Genomic DNA, 15,378 nt, shown 5'->3' on the forward strand with positions numbered 1-15,378 from the left:
GGAGATACCCTGAAACCTTACGTCGGCGCAACCCCACCCGTCTTGCGGGTACCTAGCCCCCATGGTATGGGACAGGGGGAAGACCCCCTGTCTCTCATGGAATTGTCCTTGTGACCCAGTCATTTCTCCATGGTCAGGCGACGGGCATCCTCAACGCCCTGGGCCTTGGCGCGCGCCCCCTGCCGGCCCGGGTGGCCTTCGCCGCCCCCGCCGAGGGGGCCGCCCTTACTCTGGTCTTCCCTCCGGGCGGCGACGATGGTTTCGCCCGGGCCCCGGCGGCGGGCGGGTTCCTTTTGCGCCAAGGCGCCACCCCCTCGGTCATCATCGCCCGGTTCCCCACCCCGTCCCCGGTCCCCCGCCGACGGAAATCGGCGTTCCTTTGGTTCTTGATCCGCTGGCGCCCTATGGCTGCGCTCCCACGGGCAGGAGATACCCCCCCATGACCACCGAACTCGCCTTCATCCGCCTGAGTGTCTTGCGCCTCTTTATGGTTTTTCTGCTTTTGCAGGCGGCCGCGGTTCCGGTCGCCGGGTGGATTTCGGGAGCGGAGATCCTGCCCGGGCTACTGGTCGCCGTGCCCATCGCCTTGGCTCCGATCGCCCTGGTCCTGCTGACCGGCGACACCCCCGCCAGCCGCAGCATCATGGGCGTCGGCCTGATGATCCAGGTCGGGGTTCTCATCTTCATGTTTCGCGGCCATCCCTGGCAGAGCGACATCCACCTGTATTTCTTCGCCGGCCTCGCCACCCTCGTCGCCCTTTGTGACGCCACGGTGATCCTTGCCGCCGCCCTAACCATCATCGCCCACAATCTGATTCTGACCTACGCCATGCCGGCCTGGATCTTCCCCCAGGGCGCCGACCTGGGCCGGGTGACCCTGCATGCCATGGTCGTGGTCGTCGAAGGCGCGACCCTGGTCTGGGTGGCGCGGCGTCTGGCCCGGGCCTTCGCCGCCACCGAACAGGCGGTGGTCGAGGCCAATACCGCCCGCGAGGATACCCGCAAGGCCGCCGAGGAGCGCCTGCGCCTGGAAGCCGCCGCCGCCGAGGCCCAGGTCAGCGCCGTGCGCGGCGTCGCCGATGATCTCGAAGGGTCGGTCGGCGCGGCTTTGGGCGCCTTGAAGAACGGCACCGCCGCCATGCACCAGGCCGCCGAAGCCCTGGACGATTCGTCGGAAAACTCGCGGCAGGTGTCCTCTATGGCCCGTGATCTGTCCGGGCGCACGGCCGAAGGCGTTGAATCGATGGCCCAGGCGGCGCGGACGATGACCCAATCGGTGTCGGGCATCCTTGAAAGCGTCCGTCACTCCGACACCCTATCGCGCTCCGCCCTGACCGATGCCGAGCGGGCGACGGAAAAGGTCGCGGCGCTGAGCACGGCGGCCGAGCGGATCGGCGAGGTGGTCGGGCTGATCAGCGCCGTCGCCGCCCAGACCAATCTGCTGGCCCTGAACGCGACGATCGAGGCGGCGCGGGCCGGCGATGCCGGCAAGGGCTTCGCCGTGGTCGCCAATGAGGTGAAGACCCTGGCCACCCAAACGGCGCGGGCGACCGACGAGATCGCCGCCCAGGTGACCGGCATCCAGGGGGCGACCCGCGACTCAGCGGCCGTCATCGCCACCATCAGCCGCAGCATGACCGACATCAGCACCACCGTCTCGGCCATCGCCGCCGCCATGGAAGATCAGGGACAAGCCAGTCGGCTGGTCGCCGGAACCATCGACGCGGTATCGACCCTCGCCCATGAGCTTGGCGAGGTGATCTCCCGCATGGACAGCCTGACCGGCGACTTCTCGGCCAATGCCGCCACCATGCGCGGTCTGTCCGATCACGCCGTCGACGAGATCGATCGCCTTGATGAATCGGTGGTCGCCTTCGTCGGCCGCCTGCGCGCCTGAGCGCCCGGGCAAAGGCGGCGCCCGCAGAGCGAACCGCGTTAAAGGACCCCCCTTTAACGCGGCGGCTCTAGCGGCGGTCGCCTCCCCTCACCGCGCCATGAGGGCGAACACCCCCCAGCCCAGGTAGTCCCGGGTATATCGGGCGTGACGTTCGGGCGCCGAGGTCAGTTCGGCGCGAACCTCTTTGGCGAAGTCATCGTCGGGATTGGCGGCGAGCCATCGGCGCATGGTCAGCCACTTGGCCGCCTCGTACCTATCCCAGCTGTCTTGATCGGCCAGAACCATTTCCACGACGTCGTAATCAAGCTTGCCGAAAGACGCGACAAGCTCGGGAAGCCCGAGGAAGTCCGAGAGTGAAGCGGCGCGGCATCCCTTGGCGACCTCCTCGCTCGGCGGCAGCTTCAACCAATAGGGCTCGCCGATGAGGATGATCCCTCCCGGGCGCAGGCTCTTGGCCAGAAGCCCGATGGTGCCGACGACTCCCCCACCGATCCACGTGGCGCCGACACAGGCCGCCACATCGACCCTTTCGTCGGCGACGAAGCCGGCGGCGTCGGCATGGAGGAACGCAACCCGGTCGGCGACGCCCAGGGCGTCGGCGCGGCGTTTGGCTTGGTCGGTGAATACCGGGCTCATGTCAACGCCGAGGCCGCCGAGCCCGTAATCGCGCGCCCAGCTGCACAGCATCTCGCCCGACCCGCTGCCAAGGTCGAGCACCCGGGCCCCCGGGTCCAAACGCAAGGCCGCGCCAAGCGTGGCGAGCTTTTCCGGGGTGAAGGGATTGTGGATGCGATGGGCGCTTTCGCTAATGGTGAATATCCGTGGAATGTCCACAGCGGACCCTCCTTTGTTTGTGGAGCGGTGTGCCTCGCTTCCCCTGGATGGGGGCGGGCTGGACAAGGCCTGGGCGGGGTGTGTGCCGATTGCCGGGATGTCGCCTGGGCGTTCCTCGCCGATCAGCATGTTATGTGGCCTTGATTGTCGCTTTGCGGGCGAACCATCGCCCGGCCGAGCGGGGAGAGGCGATAGGGGCCGCCCGCGCGGGATTCGATCAGCCGCCGGCGCCGCAATCGGCTAAAGACCGCCAGATCGCAATCCGCAAGGATCAGTCCGTCCCGCGTGACGCAGGTGATGGTGGTGATTTTAGGGCCTTCGCCGCGCTCGTGCAGGATGCGGCCACCCAGAGCCAGCACGTGTAACACACGTTGTTCTGTGCGTGAGATAGTCATGGATGTCTCGTATGACGGGCGTGAAAAAACCGCCGAGAGGCCTAGCCTCCCCGCTTTTCTTAAGATCACGCGGCTCTCTGAGGGTCAGAGAGCCCTGTCACACAAGCTCTAACATCCACTCTCCATTCGGCGTGCGGGGATAGGGATCACCGGACGCCATCGCCTTTGCATACCTCCCTGCCCTTGCGGACGCAACGGGGAAAGCGCGCCACCAGGGCGGCGCGGGCGCCCTTGTCTTGAGGCGTCCCTTGCCCGCCGCCCTTGCGGTGGGGGAAGGACCGTGCTAAGCCGTACATACCTTAATAGATGTATTTTTATGGGTGTACGGCTTTGACTCACTCCTTCCTCCAGAGCCCGGCCGCCGGTGTCCTCACGGCCGGCGCGATGGCGCTGGCGGGACTCCTCGCCTTGGGGTGGCTTTCCTTCTTTCCCTCGGCGGAGGCCACCACCCTCGCTCTCGTTTTTCCGCCCGGCCTTGATGAGGACGAGATTTTCGCTCGCATCACGGCGGCGGACGGCCGGCCCATCCGCCAAGGGGCCTCGGCTTCGGTGATGGTCGCGGCCTTTCCCACCCCACCAGGCATCGCCTCTTTGACAACCATGGGCGTTCTTCTTGTTCTTGATCCGCTGGCGGCCCAAGGCTGCGCCCCCCCAAGTGGAGACACGGCGCGATGAGCCGCGAAATAGCCCTCCTGCGGAAAGGCGTCTTACGCTTCTTCATCCCTTTTCTGCTTCTTCAGGTCGCTTTGGTCGCCGTCGCCGGACTGATCACCGGGGCGGCCATGCTTGCCGGTTTGGCGGTCTCGGCGCTCTTCGCCGCGATCCCGGTCGCGCTGATCTTCTTGGCCGGGGATAGTCCGGCCAGTAGAAGCGCCATCGGCGTCGGTTTGGTCATTCAGGTCGCGGTGCTGGTTTTCATGTTTCGCGGCCATCCCTGGCAGATCGACATCCACCTGTATTTCTTCGCCGTTCTGGCCATCCTTGTGGTGCTCTGCGACGCGAGGGTCATCCTTGCCGCGGCGCTGACCATCGCCGCCCACCACCTGATTTTGACCTACGCCATGCCGGCCTGGGTCTTCCCCCCGGGTGCCGATCTCGGCCGGGTGGCCCTGCATGCGGCCATCGTCATCATTGAAACCGTGACCCTGGTTTGGGTGATCGTGCGCATGACCACGTCGTTCGCCACCGCCGAACAGGCGGTGGTCGAGGCCAATACCGCCCGCGAAGATGCCCGCAAGGTCGCCGAGGAGCGCTTGCGTCTGGAAGCCGCCGCCGCCGAGGCCCAGGTCACCGCCGTGCGCGGCGTCGCCGATGATCTCGAAGGGTCGGTCGGCACGGCTTTGGGCGCCCTGAAGGACGACAGCGCCACCATGCGCCGGGCGGCCGAAGCCCTGAACGGATCGTCGGAAAGCTCGCGGCAGGTATCCTCGATGGCCCGCGATTTGTCCGAACGCACGGCCGAAGGCGTTGAATCGATGGCCCAGGCGGCGCGGACGATGACCCAATCGGTGTCGGGCATCCTTGAAAGCGTCCGTCACTCCGATGCCCTGTCGCGCTCCGCCCTGACCGATACCGAACGGGCGACGGAAAAGGTCGCGGCGCTGAGCACGGCGGCCGAGCGGATCGGCGAGGTGGTCGGGCTGATCAGCGCCGTCGCCGCCCAAACCAATCTGCTGGCCCTGAACGCGACGATCGAGGCGGCGCGGGCCGGCGATGCCGGCAAGGGCTTCGCCGTGGTCGCCAATGAGGTGAAGACCCTGGCCACCCAAACGGCGCGGGCGACCGACGAGATCGCCGCCCAAGTGACCGGCATCCAGGGGGCGACCCGCGACTCAGCGGCCGTCATCGCCACCATCAGCCGCAGCATGACCGATATCAGCGCCACCGTCTCGGCCATCGCCGCCGCCATGGAAGATCAGGGAAAAGCCAGTCAGTTGGTCGCCGGAACCATCGACGCGGTATCGTCCCTGGCCCATGAACTGGGCGAGGTGATCTCCCGCATGGATGGCCTGACCGGCGACTTCTCGGCCAATGCCGCCACCATGCGCGGTCTGTCCGATCACGCCGTCGACGAGATCGACCGCCTTGATCAGTCGGTGATCGCCTTCGTCGGCCGCCTGCGCGCCTGACCCCGGCCCGCCAAAGGAGCGGTCTGAGAGCGGGAGGCGTAAAATCGGGTTCACGCCCCCCGCTCTAAACGTTCACTCTCGGGGCGTTGGTCTAATAAAGGCCGCCCGCCTGGGGCGGGGCGCCACCGGCGCCGAAGCCCGGGGCCGCCTGACCGGGAACGCCGGTGGCGCCCTCGCCGCCGACGCCGCCGTAATAGGCGCCGTAATCGCCCACCGGCGCCGATCCGTCGATCACATAACTCGAGGCCAGCGAGGGCTCGGATCCCGGCTTGAAGGCCTCAAGGATGGCGTTGGAGGTTCCCGGGCCGGCGCGCTGGCCGGTCTGGGGATCGATGCGGACGAATTTGATACCCTCGGGCACGCGGAAGGGAATATCGGGCTTGTCGGCCAGGGCTTCCTTCATGAAGGTCGTGAAGATCGGCGCCGCCGTCGTCGACCCGGCCTCATGGGACCCCAGGGACTTGGGCTCGTCGAAGCCGACGAAGACCCCGCAGACCAGATCGGGCGAAAAGCCGACGAACCAAGTATCGAGGCTGTCGTTCGAGGTGCCGGTCTTGCCGGCGACCGATTTGCCCACCGCCTGGACTTTGCCGCCGGTGCCGCGCTGGACGACGCCCTGAAGGATCGACACGATCTGATAGGCCGACAGCGGATCGGTCATGATCTCGCGATTGTCAACGACCGCCGGCACGGCCTGACCCGCCCATTGCGACGCCTTGCAGGCATCGCAGGGCCGCTCGTCATGGCGATAGACGGTGGTGCCGGTGCGGTCCTGGATGCGGTCGATCAGCGTCGGGGCGATCCGCCGCCCGCCATTGACCAGCATCGCATAGGCCGTCGTCATGTCCATCACCGTGGTCTCGACGGCGCCGAGCGAGGCGGCGAGGACGCGCGGCATGGTGTGGACGACGCCGAAGCGCTCGGCATATTCGGCGACCACATCCATGCCCACCGCATTGGCCAGACGCACCGTCATCAGGTTACGCGACATCTCGACACCCCGACGCAGGGTCGAGGGGCCGTAGAACTGGCCGCTGTAGTTCTTAGGCTTCCACAAGGGTTGGCCGGGGCCCGGATCATAGACGAACGGCGCGTCAAGGATGATGGTCGCCGGCGTATAGCCGTGATCGAGGGCGGCCAGATAGACGAAGGGCTTGAACGACGAGCCGGGCTGGCGCTTGGCCTGGATCGCCCGGTTGAACTCGCTGCGCTCGGGCGCGAAGCCGCCGACCATCGCCATCACCCGGCCGGTATGGGGATCCATGGCGACCAGGGCGCCTTCGACATTGGGCATCTGGCGCAAGCCATAGGTTCCGGGCGCATAGGCCTTGCCCTTGTCGTCCTTCTCCAAAGGCTCGACCAGCACGACATCGCCAACCTTCAAGACATCGGCGGGCTTCTTGGGGGCGTTGCCCACCCGCTGACCGTCGAGCGTCGGCCGGGCCCAGGCCATTTCCTTCATCGGGATGGCGCCGCCGAAGCCGTCGGGCAGGCCAAGCTTGACCTCGCCGGCATCAAGCCGCAGCACGGCGGCCAACCGCCAGTTGGTCGAGGCGCCGGGGGGAACGGGCAATTCGGCCAGACGCGCCTTCCATTCCTGAACGTTTTCCAGGCGGGTCACCGGGCCGCGCCAGCCATGGCGGCGATCGTAATCGATCAGCCCCTTGCGCAGGGCCCGCGCCCCGATCTCCTGAAGGCGGGGATCAAGGGTGGTGCGCACGTAAAGCCCGCCCTTGTAAAGCGCCTCTTCGCCATAGCGGCTTTGCAGCTGTCGGCGGACCTCTTCCGAGAAGAAGTCGGCATGGCGCACAAGCTGGGTCTCGTCACGGCTGCGCACCTCCAGGGGCTCGGCCTTGGCCGCTTCGCCCTCGGCCTGGGTGATGTGATCATCCTCGACCATGCGGTCGACCACCCAGTCGCGACGGGCCTTGGCCGCGTCGTTCTTGCGCACCGGATTGTAGTTGTTGGGGGCCTTGGGCAAGGCGGCGAGGAAGGCGACCTCGCCGATGGTCAGCTCATCAAGGCTTTTGTTGAAGTAGTTCACCGCCGCCGCGGCCACCCCATAGGAACTGAAGCCGAGATAGATCTCGTTCAGATACAGTTCCAGAATGTGATCCTTGGAAAAGGCCTCCTCGATGCGGAAGGCCAAGATGGCTTCCTTGACCTTGCGATCAAAGGACACCTCGTTGGTCAGCAGAAAGTTCTTGGCCACCTGCTGGGTGATGGTCGAGGCGCCGACCGGCCGCCGGCCCGAGCCATAGTTCTGCAGATTGGTCAGCACGGCGCGGAACAGCCCGACGAAATCCACGCCCGAGTGGGTGTAGAAGTTCTTGTCCTCGGCCGACAAAAAGGCGTCCTTGACCTTCTGGGGAATGGCGTTGATCGGCACATAGACCCGCTTTTCGATGGCGTATTCCGCCATCAAACGGCCATCGCTGGCCAGAACCCGAGTGGTGATCGGCGGCTCGTAATTGGCCAGGGCGCCGTAATCGGGCAGGTCGCTCCCATAGGAATTGAGCAGATAGGCCGTGCCGCCGGCGCCGCCGACCATGCCGATCATGACCAGGGTCAGCAGAATCCGAATCATCGCAGGATATCCACGCTTTTTATCAGGGGGCGTCCCAGGGGGATCGCCGGGAGGGGAACTGGTGCGCCGCATAGGCTCCGCCGATCGCCAGACTTCGGACACTGCATCAAGAGCGCATCCGAATCGAGTAAGGCCGGTCTCGTCGACCGGTTCCCCGCCCCGCTCTCGGTGCGGGGCGTTTTCTTGCCTGCGGTCTTTGCACCACGATCGTGGCGCGGTCAAGGCGCCCGTTCATCCCGGCGGGCGATCGACAGGGCCGATCGCGCGAAAACCGTTAAGGTTTCCAGGCGCGTTGCTGCTGGGGGGCGAAGAAATCATCGACGCTGCGGACAAGAGCGGCGGCGAGCTTCGCCCGATAGGGGGCGGTGCGCAACAGTTTTTCGTCGGACACATTGGAAAGGAAGCCCATTTCCACAAGGACCGAGGGAACGTCGGGCGCCTTCAGAACCGCGAAACCGGCATACCGGCGGGTCTTTTCCAGCTTCAACACATCACCGGGCAAGGCCGAGACCAGGGTATTGGCGAAATGAACCGATTTGTTCTTGGTCTCGCGCTGGGCGAGATCGATCAAAATCGTCGCGACATCGGGCGATTCCTGGGACAGATCCATGCCCAGCAGGATATCGACCTTGTTTTCACGATCGGCCAGCTGGGCGGCCTCGTCGTCGGAAGCGGTTTCCGACAAGGTATAGACCGACAGCCCGCGCACCTGGGGATTGGCCATGGCATCGGCATGGATCGACACGAACAGATCGGCCCCGGCATGGCGGCCAAAGGCGATGCGTTCGCGCAGGCGAACCGAAGTGTCGCTCTCGCGGGTCAGAACCACCTTGTAGCGGCCGGTGGCCTCCAGGGCGCGTTTGAGCTGGCGGGCCATCTCGAGGGTGACGATCTTTTCATAGGTTCCCGAAGCGCCGATGGCCCCGGGGTCCTTGCCGCCATGGCCGGGATCAAGCACGATCACCGGCTTGCGCACCGGATCGACCGAGCGCTGGGGCTTTTCCAAGGGAATGGGCACGCGCCGGCCGTCGGCCAGCCGGACGATCGCCGGCCCCTCGCGCGCCATCACCTGCATCCCCTCGCCCGCCGCCGCCCCGCCTGGACCGCCAAACGAGCCGGGAATCGACGGATCGGCGATCGGCGCCTGGGCCGAGGGCAAAGAGGCGAGATTGACCGTGACCGGCCCCTTGCCCACGGCGGCCGGCCGCAGATTGACCGGGCCGCCCGGACCGATGGGTGTGGGCGCCGTCGTCCCGCTCGCGGCGGCGGCGGGAGCGGCGGCGGCGGCGAAGGCCACGGCGCGGGTCGAGGGCTCGGGGGTGACGGTGGCGGGGACGACGGGCTTGGCCGGCTGACCAACCCCGGCCATGAAGATCTCGGGCGTGGTCGGCACCAGATCCATGACCAGCCGCCAGCCGAACCCCTCGCGCGGTTCCAGCAGGAAGTCCTTGTCGACCATCGCCGGGCCGGTGAGGTCGATGACCATGCGCGAGAAGCCGGGCCGCACCACGCCATAGCGGGCGCCGGCGACCAGACCGGTGTCGCGGGGCACCAGCCCCAGGGCGAACTCGACCTCGGGCATATCGATGATCAGGCGATAGGGCGCCGAGAGGGAGACGAGTTGCCACGTCACCGGCCCCGAAAGCTCGAGCACGAAGCGCGTCGAGCCGCCATGGTCGCCCAACCGCAGGCCGGTCGCCCGGGTCGCGGCCAGCGCCGGCCGGGGCGCCAGCAAGGCGGCGGCGACGAACGGGGTTCCCGCCAGCAGGCTGCGTCGGCTCACTCCGGTTGCTTTGCGGCGCGCCATCGGCGGTGTCGTCCCTCGGCCCACGTATCGTTCCATGGTTTGAAAGTCCCACCACAGGTATAGGGGACAGCGGCCCAATTGACAAGATTTCGATCTAAGAAGCCGCGATTACCCTATGATTTACCATGGATAATTAAAATTGGGTGCACCAGGGCCACACCCTCCGCGCGCCCTGGCTCTCGCCTTATCGGCGAAGCGGCGGGAAAATCCGACCGGAAAGAAAGAAGGTTGTGGAAGGGGTGGCCCGACTGTATCTTGATGAACGAGATTCCGTTGAAGGGTCTGGCCCAGGGCTGGCGGTCTACGCCGGCAACGGGGGCCGGGGCGACGCGAAGGACCGCCGGCTTATCGGCGGAACCGCGATCTGGCCGGAACAGGAAGCGCGCGGACGTCGGATATAGACGTCGACGTGCCCGGGCCCATCAACCGGTATTGTAACGCAACACATCCGTTCCCGGCCGGGCTTCCCCCGTGCCGGACGGGCTAGGCACCCTGGAAAATGACAATCCGGGTTTGGTGTGAACGAAACCAAGTAGGCTCCCGCGTTCCGCGGGGGATGCCCGCTGCTCCAGGATCGGATCATCCGGTCGGTGCGGCGGTGGCGCGATCTTATTGCCTACGCCCTTGGTCAGCGTTCGTACGCCAGCCCTCCGGCATCAAGAAGGCCCGCCGATCCCATCTGATCGACCGGCCACCCGTGGCGAAAAGCCCTGGTGGACCGGCCTCGCGGAGTATCCTTCCGAATGACCAAGCGCATGCTTATCGATGCGAACCACCCCGAAGAAACGCGGGTCGTGGTTCTGGACGGTACCCGTCTCGACGAGTTTGACGTCGAGACTTCAACGAAGAAACAGCTTAAGGGAAACATCTACCTCGCCAAAGTCGTCCGCGTCGAACCCTCGCTCCAGGCCGCTTTCGTCGAATACGGCGGCAATCGCCATGGCTTCCTGGCCTTCAACGAGATCCACCCGGACTATTACCAGATCCCCGTCGCCGACCGCGAAAAGCTGATCGCCGAGGAGGCGCTTGAAGCCGCCGCCGATGACGATGACGAGGCCGACAGCGTCGAGACCCTGGGCGGCGATGAAGCCGAAGACTCGGCCCCCGCTCCGCGCGCCAAATCGCGGGTCAGCCGCAGCTATAAGATCCAAGAGGTGATCAAGCGCCGGCAGATCATGCTGGTGCAGGTCGTCAAGGAGGAGCGCGGCAACAAGGGCGCGGCTCTGACCACCTATCTGTCGCTGGCCGGGCGCTATTGCGTGTTCATGCCCAATACCACGCGCGGCGGCGGCGTTTCGCGCAAGATCACCAGCGCCACCGATCGCAAGCGCTTGAAGTCGATCATGGGCGAATTGATCGGCCCCAAGGGCAGCGCCGTCATCTTGCGCACGGCGGGCAGCGAGCGGTCGCGGGCCGAAATCCGCCGCGACCATGACTATCTGCTGCGCACCTGGGATTCCATCCGGCAGACGACGCTGGCCTCGCGCGCCCCTTGCCTGATCCACGAGGAAGGCAGCCTGATCAAGCGCGCCATCCGCGATATCTATTCCCGCGACATCGAGGAAATCCTGGTCGAAGGCGATGCCGGTTACCGCACCGCCAAGGATTTCATGAAGATGCTGACGCCTTCGCACGCCAAGAAGGTCCAGCCCTACAAAGACGAGATCATGCCGCTTTTCCACCGCTATCAGGTGGAAAGCCAGATGGATGCCATGCATTCGCCGATCGCCCAGTTGCGCTCGGGCGGCTATCTGGTCATCAACCAAACCGAGGCGCTGGTCGCCATCGACGTCAATTCGGGCCGCTCGACGCGCGAGCGCAATATCGAAGAGACCGCCTATAAGACCAATCTGGAAGCCGCCGACGAAATCGCCCGCCAGCTGCGCCTGCGCGACCTGTCCGGGCTGATCGTCATCGACTTCATCGATATGGACGATCCGCGCTCCAACGCCAATGTCGAGCGCCGGGTCAAGGACGCGCTGCGCAACGACCGCGCCCGCATCCAGCTTGGCCGCATCAGCCATTTCGGCCTGCTTGAAATGTCGCGCCAGCGGCTGCGCCCCAGCCTGATGGAAACCAGCTTCCAGCCCTGCCCGCATTGCCATGGCTCGGGGTCGCTGCGCTCGGTCGAATCCACGGCCATCCATATCCTGCGCATCATCGAGGAAGAGGGCGTGCGCCGGCGTTCGAGCGAGGTCACGGTCACCGTGCCGACGGCGATCGCCCTTTACATCCTAAACAACAAGCGCACCGTTCTGGCCGCCATCGAGGCGCGCTATGACTTCCAGGTGTTCTTGCTGGGCGACGACACGCTGATCGTTCCCGATTATCGCATGGACCGGGTGAAGGCCGAGCGCGAGGGCTTGGATGCCCTGCCCGCCGCCGCCCCCCCGCCGACCGCGCCCGTCGCCGCCCTGCCGGCGCCCGAGGTCCTGGAAGACGAGGACGAGGACGAGGGCACCGTCGAGGACGAGGCCTTCGCCGAAGAGAACGGCCAAAACGGCGCCGATGCCGATGGACAGGGCCGCAAGCGCCGCCGCCGTCGCCGCCGTCGCCGCAAGGATCAGGACGGCGTGGAGATCGAAGGCTCGTCCGTCGACGACGAAGAGGGCGCGCCCGAAGGCACGGCTGACTCGACCGAGGACGAGGGCGCCGATGACGAGGGTGAGACCGGCGACGAGGCCGAGGACACGGGCGACGAGTTGGACCCGGCCGACGGGTCGCTGAGCGATCGTGATGGCCAGTCGCGCCGCCGCCGCCGTCGCCGCGGCCGTCGCGGTCGTCGCGACGACACGGGCAACGGCTTGCCCGAGCCCGCCGTGCCGGCCTCGACCGCCGATACCCTGCCCCTTGATGACGACTCGATCGAAAGCGCCGAGATCGACGACGATCCGACCGCCGAGGACGAGATCATCTCGTCGACCGACGCGGACAGCGCCCCGGCCGGCGAGGACTCTGCGGCGGCGATCACCGATGAGCTTGGCCGCGAGGGTCGCCGTCCGCCGCGTCGCCGTCGCCCCCGCCGCAAGGATCGGGGCGTCGAGACCAACCGCGCCATCGCCCTTGACGCCAGCGACGCCGAAGCCGGCCCGGCGACCGCCGAAACGGATCTCGCCGCCTTCGACGACGCCCCGGACGCCGAGGCGCCCTTCGCTGAGCCCTTGGGCGATGAGCGGTTGCTCGACGAGACCCCCGCCGAGATCGCCGAGGCCGAGGCCGAAGTCGAGACCGCCGAGACGGACATCGACCGCGACCCCGCCGACGGGGAACCGCCGACCGCACCCGTCGCGCCGCCGCCGGTCGCCGTCGTCAAGACCCCCGACCCCGCGGCCGCCGCCGCCCCGCCGGCCGCGGTCCCGTCTTCCGACCAACCCCGCCGCGTTGGCTGGTGGTCGAAACTGATGTCGTCCTGATCGCGGCGCCGCCCGCCGACGATCACCCGATGACGGAGGGGGACCGGAGCAATCCGGTCCCCCTTTTAGTTGACGGCCCATGCAGACAGCCGATCTGGACGGAACGGACCATCTAAGCTAGCGTTCAACGGGTAGGGCCAAGGCGGAGCGCATCGCCAGAGCGGCCCCTGGAGGACGACCCGATGGTGTTCCCCTTCTTCCCCTTCGGCGGATCCGCCTTCGGCGGCGCCCCGCCGCGCCAAACCGACGCCACCGATCCGTTCGCCGCCATGACGGCGCTGATGGATCTGGCCCTGCTGCCCTGGCAGGCGGCGCTGGCGGCCAATCCCTTCTTGCGGGCATCCCCCTTTGGCGGATTTTTCCCCGCTGCGCCGCCGGGCTTGGCGCCGACAATGGGCGAGGCTTGGCGAGCGGCCGATCAGATGGCGCGCTCGATCACCGAGACCCTGGCCGAGGGTCAACCGGTCAGCCTGACCCTGACCGACCCGGCGTCGCCGCTGTCGATGACCCTGGTGCTGCGCCTAAACCCGCCAGCCGCCCCCCGGCCCGCCCTGCCGGCGCCGACCATCATCGACGGCTGACCCCGCCCCCACCCTTCTTGGGCCCCCCATGCAAAAAGGCCCGCTTGCGCGGGCCTTTTCGCTGCGATCTGGGATAAAAACCCCGATCAGCGCTTGGAGAACTGGAAAATCACCGTAAGAAAAATACGTTCAGACCATATACAATATGCTTAGCTCTTTTTTCCCGCCCCACCCTATTGTCGGTTCTAAACCCATATCTTACCGTTAATCTACCCCCCGTAACTAGACCGCAGAGTTTCCATCTTGGTGCGACCGTGGGGAATTGCCCCCGTTCCATCGGTAACCACCACATCGTACCCCTCGATTATCGGGTAAATGCGTTGTTGCAGCCACTCTGTTATCGAGGCGCTCCCCGCAGCCTTACGGGAATACTCGTAATCCCCCAGCTCAGCGTTGACAGACGCCCTGATAACGATACGCACCTCTTCCAGTTCAAAGACCATTTGCTCAATTTCGCGCGGCGTCATGCCATCCTCCTTCGTGGATCAACGAGGACATTATTAGCATCTTAATAAGGCTTTGTAAAGACGTTAATACGTGGTTATTACGTCGTTATAAGAGAGCAGCTGCCCAGCCCCCCCATGCAAAAAGGCCCGCTTGCGCGGGCCTTTTCGCTGCGATCTGGGATAAAAACCCCGATCAGCGCTTGGAGAACTGGAAGCTCCGGCGGGCCTTGGCGCGGCCGTACTTCTTGCGCTCGACGGTGCGCGGATCGCGGGTCATGAAGCCTTCGGCCTTCAGGGCCGGGCGCATGTCGGGATCGAAATAGGTCAGGGCGCGGCTGATGCCATGGCGCAGGGCGCCGGCCTGACCCGACAGACCACCACCGGTGACCGTGCAAACCACGTCGAACTGGTTGGTGGTGTTGGTCACCACGAACGGCTGGTTGATCACCATGCGCAGCACGGGGCGGGGAAAGTAGTTTTCCAGCTCGCGGCCGTTGACGGTGATGCGGCCCGAACCGGCCTTGATCCACACGCGGGCCACGGCATCCTTACGGCGACCGGTGGCATAGGAGCGACCCTGGGCGTCGCGCTTGGGCTCGCGCTTCTGCTGCAGGGCGGCCGGGGCGGCGACGTCCTTCAAGTCCTCGAAGGATTTGATTTCCTCGGCCATGAATTAGGCGCTCCTTTTATTCTTCGGGTTCAGCGCCGCGACATCCAGGACCACCGGCTGCTGGGCGTCGTGGGGATGCGCTTCGCCGCCATAAACACGCAGCTTCTTGAACTGGGCGCGGGCCAGCGGGCCACGCGGCATCATCCGCTCAACGGCCTTCTCGATCAGACGCTCGGGATGGGCTCCGTCGCGGATCTGGCCAAGGCTGCGGCTCTTGATGCCGCCGGGATGGCCGGTGTGCCAGAAGAACCGCTCGTTGGCGGCCTTGTTGCCGGTCAGGTGAACCTTCTCGGCATTGATAACGACCACATGGTCGCCGGTATCGATATGCGGGGTGTAAATGGTCTTGTTCTTGCCACGAAGCAGATCAGCAATGATCACGGCAAGACGCCCGAGAACGACGCCTTCGGCGTCGATCACGTACCATTTCCTATCCACCTCGCTCGGCTTCGCGGAATAGGTTTTCATCGTCCGTTCTTTTCCTTCCGGCCGGAGGAACCGCGCGGCAAACCCGACGGCCCGGTCCCGGCGGTTCCCGGTGGGTGTCCACTCAAAGGGCGGATCCGCCCTCCGCCCCATCAGGGCCAGCGGTCATCCTTCTTATGGTGTGGCGGCGGAG

12 protein-coding genes are annotated in these 15,378 nt (G+C 66.0%); 5 read left to right on the plus strand and 7 right to left on the minus strand.

Features of this window, described 5'->3' with window-relative positions:
- Window positions 1–439: 439 nt before the first annotated feature.
- On the plus strand, window positions 440–1,897 hold the full coding sequence (locus RRU_RS11105) for a methyl-accepting chemotaxis protein (protein ID WP_011389991.1): 1,458 nt from the start codon (window positions 440–442) through the stop codon (window positions 1,895–1,897).
- 87 nt (window positions 1,898–1,984) lie between these two features.
- Here RRU_RS11105 and RRU_RS11110 read toward each other — a convergent pair whose 3' ends face one another.
- Both RRU_RS11110 and RRU_RS11115 read right to left on the minus strand, forming a co-directional pair.
- On the minus strand, window positions 1,985–2,731 hold the full coding sequence (locus tag RRU_RS11110) for an SAM-dependent methyltransferase (RefSeq protein WP_011389992.1): 747 nt from the start codon (window positions 2,729–2,731) through the stop codon (window positions 1,985–1,987).
- Between the two features lie 122 nt (window positions 2,732–2,853).
- Window positions 2,854–3,126, minus strand: a complete 273-nt coding sequence (locus tag RRU_RS11115) for a YjhX family toxin (RefSeq protein WP_011389993.1) — start codon at window positions 3,124–3,126, stop codon at window positions 2,854–2,856.
- Between the two features lie 408 nt (window positions 3,127–3,534).
- Between RRU_RS11115 and RRU_RS11120 the strand changes: the two genes are divergently transcribed.
- Together RRU_RS11120 and RRU_RS11125 are read left to right on the plus strand one after the other, a co-directional pair.
- The gene (locus RRU_RS11120) at window positions 3,535–3,801 is read left to right on the plus strand and encodes a hypothetical protein (protein WP_162470614.1); all 267 of its coding nucleotides are present in this window, start codon (window positions 3,535–3,537) and stop codon (window positions 3,799–3,801) included.
- Window positions 3,798–5,255, plus strand: coding sequence for a methyl-accepting chemotaxis protein (locus tag RRU_RS11125; RefSeq protein ID WP_011389995.1), 1,458 nt, complete (start codon window positions 3,798–3,800; stop codon window positions 5,253–5,255). The genes RRU_RS11120 and RRU_RS11125 overlap by 4 nt, the downstream gene beginning before the upstream one ends.
- Before the next feature lie 91 nt (window positions 5,256–5,346).
- Here RRU_RS11125 and RRU_RS11130 read toward each other — a convergent pair whose 3' ends face one another.
- Both RRU_RS11130 and RRU_RS11135 read right to left on the minus strand, forming a co-directional pair.
- Window positions 5,347–7,842, minus strand: a complete 2,496-nt coding sequence (locus tag RRU_RS11130; protein ID WP_011389996.1) for a penicillin-binding protein 1A — start codon at window positions 7,840–7,842, stop codon at window positions 5,347–5,349.
- Between the two features lie 274 nt (window positions 7,843–8,116).
- On the minus strand, window positions 8,117–9,625 hold the full coding sequence (locus RRU_RS11135) for an N-acetylmuramoyl-L-alanine amidase (protein WP_162470615.1): 1,509 nt from the start codon (window positions 9,623–9,625) through the stop codon (window positions 8,117–8,119).
- A 767-nt stretch (window positions 9,626–10,392) separates the two neighbouring features.
- Here RRU_RS11135 and RRU_RS11140 point away from each other — a divergent pair.
- Window positions 10,393–13,062, plus strand: a complete 2,670-nt coding sequence (locus tag RRU_RS11140; protein ID WP_011389998.1) for a ribonuclease E/G — start codon at window positions 10,393–10,395, stop codon at window positions 13,060–13,062.
- A 182-nt stretch (window positions 13,063–13,244) separates the two neighbouring features.
- Window positions 13,245–13,643, plus strand: a complete 399-nt coding sequence (locus tag RRU_RS11145) for a hypothetical protein (RefSeq protein ID WP_011389999.1) — start codon at window positions 13,245–13,247, stop codon at window positions 13,641–13,643.
- A gap of 209 nt (window positions 13,644–13,852) precedes the next feature.
- On the opposite strand, the gene RRU_RS11150 is transcribed toward RRU_RS11145, so the two are convergent.
- The 3 genes from RRU_RS11150 to rplM form a co-directional block, all read right to left on the minus strand.
- Window positions 13,853–14,110 carry a hypothetical protein gene (locus RRU_RS11150; protein ID WP_014626322.1) on the minus strand — a complete coding sequence of 86 codons (258 nt, stop codon included), beginning with the start codon at window positions 14,108–14,110 and terminating at the stop codon, window positions 13,853–13,855.
- A 172-nt stretch (window positions 14,111–14,282) separates the two neighbouring features.
- The gene (rpsI, locus tag RRU_RS11155) at window positions 14,283–14,759 is read right to left on the minus strand and encodes a 30S ribosomal protein S9 (RefSeq protein WP_011390000.1); all 477 of its coding nucleotides are present in this window, start codon (window positions 14,757–14,759) and stop codon (window positions 14,283–14,285) included.
- Between the two features lie 3 nt (window positions 14,760–14,762).
- Window positions 14,763–15,227 (minus strand): 50S ribosomal protein L13, encoded by a 465-nt coding sequence (rplM, locus tag RRU_RS11160; RefSeq protein ID WP_011390001.1) that lies wholly within the window; start codon window positions 15,225–15,227, stop codon window positions 14,763–14,765.
- Between the last annotated feature and the right edge of the window lie 151 nt (window positions 15,228–15,378).

Source organism: Rhodospirillum rubrum ATCC 11170, from assembly GCF_000013085.1.
GTDB classification, from domain to species: domain Bacteria; phylum Pseudomonadota; class Alphaproteobacteria; order Rhodospirillales; family Rhodospirillaceae; genus Rhodospirillum; species Rhodospirillum rubrum.

Bases quoted from the DNA above. Each gene is read 5' to 3' on its own strand.
- RRU_RS11140 (WP_011389998.1), top strand. From the start codon at position 10,393: ATGACCAAGCGCATGCTTATCGATGCGAACCACCCCGAAGAAACGCGG.
- RRU_RS11105 (WP_011389991.1), top strand. From the start codon at position 440: ATGACCACCGAACTCGCCTTCATCCGCCTGAGTGTCTTGCGCCTCTTT.
- RRU_RS11115 (WP_011389993.1), bottom strand. From the start codon at position 3,126: ATGACTATCTCACGCACAGAACAACGTGTGTTACACGTGCTGGCTCTG.
- RRU_RS11130 (WP_011389996.1), bottom strand. From the start codon at position 7,842: ATGATTCGGATTCTGCTGACCCTGGTCATGATCGGCATGGTCGGCGGC.
- rplM (WP_011390001.1), bottom strand. From the start codon at position 15,227: ATGAAAACCTATTCCGCGAAGCCGAGCGAGGTGGATAGGAAATGGTAC.
- RRU_RS11145 (WP_011389999.1), top strand. From the start codon at position 13,245: ATGGTGTTCCCCTTCTTCCCCTTCGGCGGATCCGCCTTCGGCGGCGCC.
- RRU_RS11125 (WP_011389995.1), top strand. From the start codon at position 3,798: ATGAGCCGCGAAATAGCCCTCCTGCGGAAAGGCGTCTTACGCTTCTTC.
- rpsI (WP_011390000.1), bottom strand. From the start codon at position 14,759: ATGGCCGAGGAAATCAAATCCTTCGAGGACTTGAAGGACGTCGCCGCC.
- RRU_RS11150 (WP_014626322.1), bottom strand. From the start codon at position 14,110: ATGACGCCGCGCGAAATTGAGCAAATGGTCTTTGAACTGGAAGAGGTG.